The organism is Cylindrospermum sp. FACHB-282, from assembly GCF_014697195.1.
Taxonomy (GTDB): Bacteria; Cyanobacteriota; Cyanobacteriia; order Cyanobacteriales; family Nostocaceae; genus Cylindrospermum.
In genome coordinates this window covers 25,655-32,768 of the sequence record NZ_JACJRJ010000062.1, presented here as the reverse complement: position 1 = coordinate 32,768, position 7,114 = coordinate 25,655, and the positions used below count along the sequence as shown (strand labels likewise).

Sequence of the window (7,114 nt, the reverse complement as noted above, 5' to 3'; positions counted from 1 at the left end):
TAAGCTGATTAAACGTTCTGGTTATGGATTTAGAAATTTTGAAAACTTTAGAGTTAGATGTTTATTAAATTGGGTTTAGCTTATTATTTTGGCATAACAAGTACTGAAGAGCCATAAAGCTAATGCTGCCGATGGTTACTTGGTTTAAGAACCTGGTATTCCTTGGGGAACTGAACACCCCAAACGGATGCTCTGATTCGGCGATGTTCAGTTACTTAGATTATTTCTATCTCTAAGACCAAGAATCTAAGTCTAGAGATTGCATTCCTTCCCGTTGTGCAAATTCTAATAAACTTCCCAACTGCAACCAAACTAGCAAACAAGTCAGTAGGCTAACAGGCAACCCAACTCCTAAAGCTAAGGGTGAGGGAAAGCCAAATATTTCTAAACCTGAGGAGAGAAACAGACAAACACCGCCAGTTATGCCGATAAATGGCACAAATAATTGTTTCAATGAGGAACGTGGCTTAGTATTTTCTGAGCGATCGCTTGGCCATTTTTGCACAATTAATTTCAAAGTTCCAGATAAAGCCAAACCGGAAGTTAAAGCTATGAGGAACCCAACAAGTAATAGCATATATGGCGGTTGCTGGGGGAAATAATACATGAATTCTCCTGATTGTGATTAAAAGGTAAAAGGTGCAGTTTTTACTTTTTACCTGGTGACTGCTTGCCGTCAGAAGGAATAAGGGATGTAGCCTTTGGGAGGATAGCAGCTACGCCTTCTTTGGATAACTCTGTTAAGATGCCGATCGCCACATTTAACAAGCGATTCGGTGGTAAGTCGTCTTTGACTAAGTTCCACAGGCGTTGGACTTCTTCAGTGTGGAGACGGTCATCTTCAGTGAGAGCAAGTACCAACTGTCTGCGGAGAAACTTGCCTTCTTCAGACAACATATATTGCAAACCCATCTTGGCTGTGGGTAAAACATCAAAGTTGCCATCAGTGCGGGCGATCGCTATCAAATTCTCTAATCGCTGCCACTGGAACTTGCCATCCTTGAACAACACATTCAGTAACCGCCGCCGTAATTCAGGAGATTCTCCCGTCAGCAACCGCCGTGCTATGTATGGATAACCCACCTCAACAATTTTGAAATTCGGGTTGAGGCTCAGGGCAATACCTTCTTGTGTCACCAGTGAACGAATAATCAAAGCAAACTTCGCCGGCACTCGGAAAGGATATTCATACATCAGTTCCGAGAATTCATCGGTGATGGTTTTGAAGTTAAAATCCTTGACGTTTTTGCCAATGGCGTTACCTAGCACTGACTCTAATGCTGGCACAATCGGGGCAATATTCGTGTCTGGAGTCAAAAATCCCAGTTTGACAAAGTCTTCCGCTAAGTCGGTGTAGTCCTTATTCACCAAATGCACCAGGGCATCCACCAGAGTTTCTTTGGTGGTTTCCTCCAACTGATCCATCATCCCAAAGTCAATGTAAGCCATGCGACCATCAGCGATCGCAAACAAATTGCCCGGATGGGGGTCAGCATGAAAGAAACCATGTTCCAACAGTTGCTGCAAACCGGAGGTAACACCAATTTGGATGATCGCCTCTGGATCTAAACCTACTTCGCGGATGCTCTTAGTATCTGTCAGCTTGAAACCATTAATCCATTCCAGAGTTAAAACGCGGGTATTCGTGTAACGCCAGTAAATACCCGGAACTTTAACTAGCGGGTCATTGCGGAAATTGATAGCAAATTTTTCGGCGTTGCGACCTTCATGGATATAATCAATTTCTTCAAATAACTTCGTGCCAAACTCGTCCACAATTAAAGTTAAGTCGTGACCGAGATTGAGCGGTAGCCAAGGAGCAAGCCAACCCGCAGCCCAACGCATTAGATATAAGTCCCGTGTGAGTATCGGGCGTAAGTTGGGGCGTTGCACCTTCACAGCTACTTCTTCGCCGCTCAACAAACGACCGCGATATACTTGACCCAAGCTAGCAGCAGCTACTGGCTTTGGTGACAGTTCGCTAAAACTTTCGTTAATTGGGCGACCAAGTTCGGTTTCGATCAGCTGGTAGGCCAAGTCATTATCGAAAGGTGGCAACTGGTCTTGTAACTTGATCAGTTCTTCTAAAAAATCTTTGCGGATCAAGTCAGGTCGGGTGGATAAGGCTTGACCAACTTTAATAAAAGTCGGACCGAGCCTAGTGAGCAGTTCTCGCAGCTGAGTAGCTCGTTTCCCCTGGTTCAGCTCAACTTGATCTTGCCATTCGTCCCACTTCAGACTGAGTATAAATCCGGCAAAGAACCAGATAATACTCAGCAATCGCCCCCAAGCTTGCCAGGGACGATAACGATAGTAACGAGCGATCGCGTCTGGATTGTACTGCCTTAACTGAGCAGCTTGATACTGTCCCACGCCTTTATTTGCCTCTACAACTGGGAAGTTTACACTTTCGTTTTTTCCTGACCTACAAACTAGTTGCCAGCGCAGGATAATGGTAGTTTTTTATTTAAAAGAATTAAACTTTGCAATTCTCTAGACATTAGTTAAGGCAAACTTAGCCCATCTCAACTGCCCGGATTTGTTTATCTTTTTCTTAATTATACTTTGTAAAAGTACAAACTTTCATCAAAAATCTTGAATATTTTATATATTCTTAATTATTCTTTATATAACTACAACTAGTTACCCTAACAGAAGATTATCAGCAGAAAGCTAAAAGTGACTATTACTATTGATTACTTAAGATTCCCACCGTCTGACCCAACCTTCCAGCTTTGCCTGAACATTTCGGCGATGATGGTCTTCCAAAACATGGCTCCAAGATAAAATCAAGAAAACCACAACACAAACTCCTGCGGTAGCAGCAATTACAGCCCATGCAGAGTTAATTCCCAACCCTAGCAGACCTTCCTTGACCAACCAAGACAAGCTCAAGCAGCATACCAAGACAATAGCCCATAAACCAACTACCTGACGCAAGTAGACCCTAAAGTTAAGATGCAAGCGTACCATTGGTCTATAGACAGCATACCAATTGTTTGTCAACATCTGCGCCAACATTGTGCCCATTGCTACTCCTAGCAAACCCAATGGCTTAACTAAAACCCATGTCAACACTAGATTGAGAACACCCGCACTTAAAGACCAAGGAGCATACTTTTCATCTTCAGTCGCACGGGAACTAGTGACAAGAATTACGTGCTGTGACTCTAGGGTAAGCATAATGCAAAAAATAATTAAAATATTTTGACCAACAAAGTTCCCTTCACCCAACCACAATTCAATAAATTCTTTACCTGCCACCATCAAAAAAGCGATACCTGCCGCCATGATAGATAATCCTATGCGTGCATTACGTAGGGTCATCTGCTGAATTGCACTTAAATCTCCAGCTTGCCATGCCTGACTAATAAAAACTGATGAAGAATATGAAATAGCCATAGCTACCTGATACAGATTAAATACCAATGTGTACGCGGCTTGATAACTGGGAATGTTTTGCGTTCCCTTCAAGTAAGCAATAAAATAGGAATCAGTACGTAAAATTAGAAATGCTCCCAAATCAGTTAGCCACCAATACAAAGATGGTTTCACTAGTGCCTTAGCATATCCAGCATTCCAATTACCCTGAAAATTCAACAATTCAGGAAAACGCCAACGAATAATTCCCACAAATATAAATCGTTGGATTAAGCTAGCAACTACAGAAATTGCTGCCAAAGCTAACAGCCCGCCCCCCAACAACACCGCAGCAATATTAACAAAAGTAGTGAGGATGCTTACTACCATCCAAATCAAACTATTCCAGCCTACATATCCCATACCACCAAGCAAGCAATCAAAGTAAGAAAGCCAAACTCCTATTGCATAACCAGCACACATTAGTAACCAAGACCAAAATACTTTCTGAGGAGATACTTGGACTAACTCAATTTGATTGATTAAGACATAACCAGCGCCCCAAGCAATAAAGAAAATACCTACTGCTAGCCACTGTAAGATAAATCGACCTGTAACTAATAAATCTCCAATATGTTCCTTAGTTTCCTGTGTTAATTCCACTTCTGGATTAGCACCACTCCGACCCTTAGCCAAAGCAATGTGCCGCCCTAAAGTTGGCATGATTCCCAGAGACAGCAACCCCAAAAAAAATTGGCTGTTAGATAATAAATACCAAAGTCCCAGTTCCTCTTTTGGCATGAAGCGGAAAAGAGTTGGAGTCAAAACAAAACCTGACAAAATTATCGACACCCGACTTAGCCAGGAAATAGTAACTGCGAAAGCAATTCGTTTAGAAAGCGACATAATTAATGATATTTAAATTCAGGTAATTAGTAAGACTTTTTAGATATCTGAGTTTTTGTGTAAATTATCTTTTAAAGTAATCCCACAGAAAGAGCAATGAGACATCTTGCAGAATAATAATTTAGGACTGCTATCTTAAGATTTTAATATTTGTTTATCGAGGCTATTTAATATTTCTATATCTTGGTAGGCATCAAACTTTCTAGCAAATAAGCATGAAGAATTAATGAGTTTATCTAAATCATTTTCACCTAAAATTGCAGGAAGATTTGGATTGGGATTTTGCCAATCCATATACCATAAATTATTGTTGATTACAGTAGTTCTGATAGGTGAATTTAAAATAATCGTCTGAAAAAATATTTCATCTGGAACATCGACATAGTTGAAAAAATTAACAAAAGTCGGATTTTGTTGAATAAAATTATATATGTATTCCCCGCATTCTCTAGACAAACACCAAAATTGAGAGCCTGCCAATGGTTGAAAGCCTTGAGGAAATTTGCGTTTAATAGGAAAAAATAAAACCAAACAAAACCATAATCTAGATATGATGCGATCCAGAATTGTTGGCTTTACATGGTAAGCATAGTAAGTATTTAATCTTCGCTTACCAGGAAATACAAAACGCTGATTAAATAAACAAAAATGCCAATAATTTATTCTATCAAAACCGCCATTTGTCCATTTTGGCGATAAATTTTCAGGGCGTGGTAGCGGAAAGTAGTCCACAAAGGATTTTCCTATATTTTTGCGTAAAAATTCTTGAATTTGGCTATTTGATTTTATTGGATAATCCTGTCCAGATAGAAGTATCAGCCAGTCAAAATCAATATTTCTAGAGAAGATTTCTTTAAATCCTTCGAGGGTAGCAGCTACAAGACTATAATCACCCCAATAGCACTTACGTCTCTTTAAAAAGAAAACATTTGAAATATGACTAATTTCCCTAACTATTTGCTGATAAGCTTTAGAGTTCATTCTTTGATCAATATGCACAAAAAAATAAGTTTTTTCTGTACTAAGTCTAATAATCAGTCGTATTAACTGCTCAGGGTATTTATGTGCCAAAACTATATATGCTATGTTCATATTTTAAGTTTGATTAAATTTACAAAAAATGAACCAAACATTAATCAGGTTATCTAAAATCTAAACTTGATAAGCTGACAATCCTATAATGTGCATACCATCATTCAATCTAACTCTTGTGGGGTGGGCAGGAAAGCCCGCCCTTGATGTTCAAATTAAAAGCCCAACAGCTTAAGACTTACGCACCGTAGAAATTGATCCTAATTTTGGGCTTTTTTAATGGTGTTTTGATGAGTCAGGGGATGCATCCTACCCGTAGCGTGCGTTCCCTAACGCACGGATTAACATTTTAAATCTATAAAACCAGCATTGATATTTATAATTTTTTGTCAATGCGTAAGTCCTACTTGATTTGTTCCACATATATATAATTTATCTACAATTATGAGTTACCATTTTTAATTTTGAATTGCTTAATCAATGTACTAGTACTTATTTTCTCAACACCATCTACCATTTTGTTTATACTAAATTTAGATAAAATATGCTGACGACATCTCTCTCCTAGGTGAGAGTCTTTATCTCTCCAATTCATCAGGTGATTAAGAGTGTCTGATAAATCTTGTTCATTTCCCGGTGGAAATAGCCCATGTTTAAACTCTCCTGTCAAGCTTTCTGGAATTCCTCCAGTATTGCTAGCTACTACCGGAGTACCACAAGCCATTGACTCGATAATCGACCGAGGAAAAGGTTCAGACCATAGACTGGGTAAAACTGTTAAATCACTAACCTGATACAAACCGATAGGATTAGTTAAATGTCCAAGGAATTCCACATAATTTTCTATACCCAAATCAGTTGATAGCTGTTCTAAATATTTTTTGTACTCCTCACCGTGAAATAAAGACTTTCCCGCAATTAATAGCTTAGTTTTAGTACAGGCTTTCAGCAATAACGCAAAGGCTTTAATTAGAGTTTCTAAACCCTTTTCTTTATCTAGCCTGCCTACATAGGATATGACTCTGATATCTTCAGAAATATGCCATGTTTTCCTAATTAAAGAAAAATTAATTGTTGGTTTGTATACCTCCAAATCAATACCGTTGTATACAACATCTATTTTATTTTCCTGATATCCCTTATTAAGCCAGTCAGACTTTGTTTGATTTGAAACTGCAATAAACTGATTAACTCCCTTCATTCCCAAATGCCATTGCCACCTAATATATATATCCCTAGTATACTGTTTGATATCTTCAAATTTAATGAGCTTTTCCTGTGGAGGTAGATGGAGATAACAAACAAGAGGAATATTTTTAACTAAAGCTAAAGCCCGTGCAAAAAAAGTATCTTGATACTGATTACTCAGAACAATACTATTTTTAGTAGTGCTAATTTTTTTATTGATATTCCAAATATCAACCAAAAAATGTAAAGTGTTTTGAGGTGGATAAATTGTAAATAGATTAACCTTTACTACATGGGTACAAAAATTTTGATATTGCTCAAGTAAATTACCTTCTTTAGTATAGAGAAGACTGATAATATGTCCACGTTGTGCTAGACTACGACAAATGTCAAACAAAACTATCTCCTGTCCGCCCCGAAAAGAAGTAGGCTCCAGTTCTAAAACAATTAAGTGCATAAATTTGTATTTCCTTAATTAATTGGTAATAATTTAGATGCTTTTATTTCCAATTGGCACTGCTGAGGATATCTAATAAAGACTTACGCAACTGGCATGGCTTTGTAGGGTGCATCAGACTCGATAATTCGGTAACAATCAATAGATTTTCGATATCTGACGCACCCTAGA

General features: G+C 38.5%; 6 protein-coding genes. 1 reads left to right on the top strand and 5 read right to left on the bottom strand.

Annotated features, from left to right (window positions below; translation table 11 throughout):
* Positions 1-79, top strand: a 79-nt coding sequence (locus tag H6G32_RS27485; RefSeq protein ID WP_190462299.1) for a transposase, incomplete at its 5' end; no start/stop codon positions are given.
* A 153-nt stretch (positions 80-232) separates the two neighbouring features.
* Here H6G32_RS27485 and H6G32_RS23480 read toward each other — a convergent pair.
* From H6G32_RS23480 to H6G32_RS23460, 5 genes are all read right to left on the bottom strand, one after another.
* On the bottom strand, positions 233-607 hold the full coding sequence (locus H6G32_RS23480) for a hypothetical protein (RefSeq protein ID WP_190462701.1): 375 nt from the start codon (positions 605-607) through the stop codon (positions 233-235).
* 41 nt (positions 608-648) lie between these two features.
* Positions 649-2,373, bottom strand: a complete 1,725-nt coding sequence (locus tag H6G32_RS23475) for an ABC1 kinase family protein (protein ID WP_190462699.1) — start codon at positions 2,371-2,373, stop codon at positions 649-651.
* 327 nt (positions 2,374-2,700) lie between these two features.
* Positions 2,701-4,266, bottom strand: coding sequence for a lipopolysaccharide biosynthesis protein (locus H6G32_RS23470; RefSeq protein WP_190462697.1), 1,566 nt, complete (start codon positions 4,264-4,266; stop codon positions 2,701-2,703).
* Between the two features lie 135 nt (positions 4,267-4,401).
* A complete protein-coding gene (locus H6G32_RS23465) occupies positions 4,402-5,358 on the bottom strand; it encodes a beta-1,6-N-acetylglucosaminyltransferase (RefSeq protein WP_190462695.1) in 957 nt (318 codons plus the stop codon).
* 382 nt (positions 5,359-5,740) lie between these two features.
* Positions 5,741-6,943, bottom strand: a complete 1,203-nt coding sequence (locus H6G32_RS23460; RefSeq protein WP_190462693.1) for a glycosyltransferase family 4 protein — start codon at positions 6,941-6,943, stop codon at positions 5,741-5,743.
* Between the last annotated feature and the right edge of the window lie 171 nt (positions 6,944-7,114).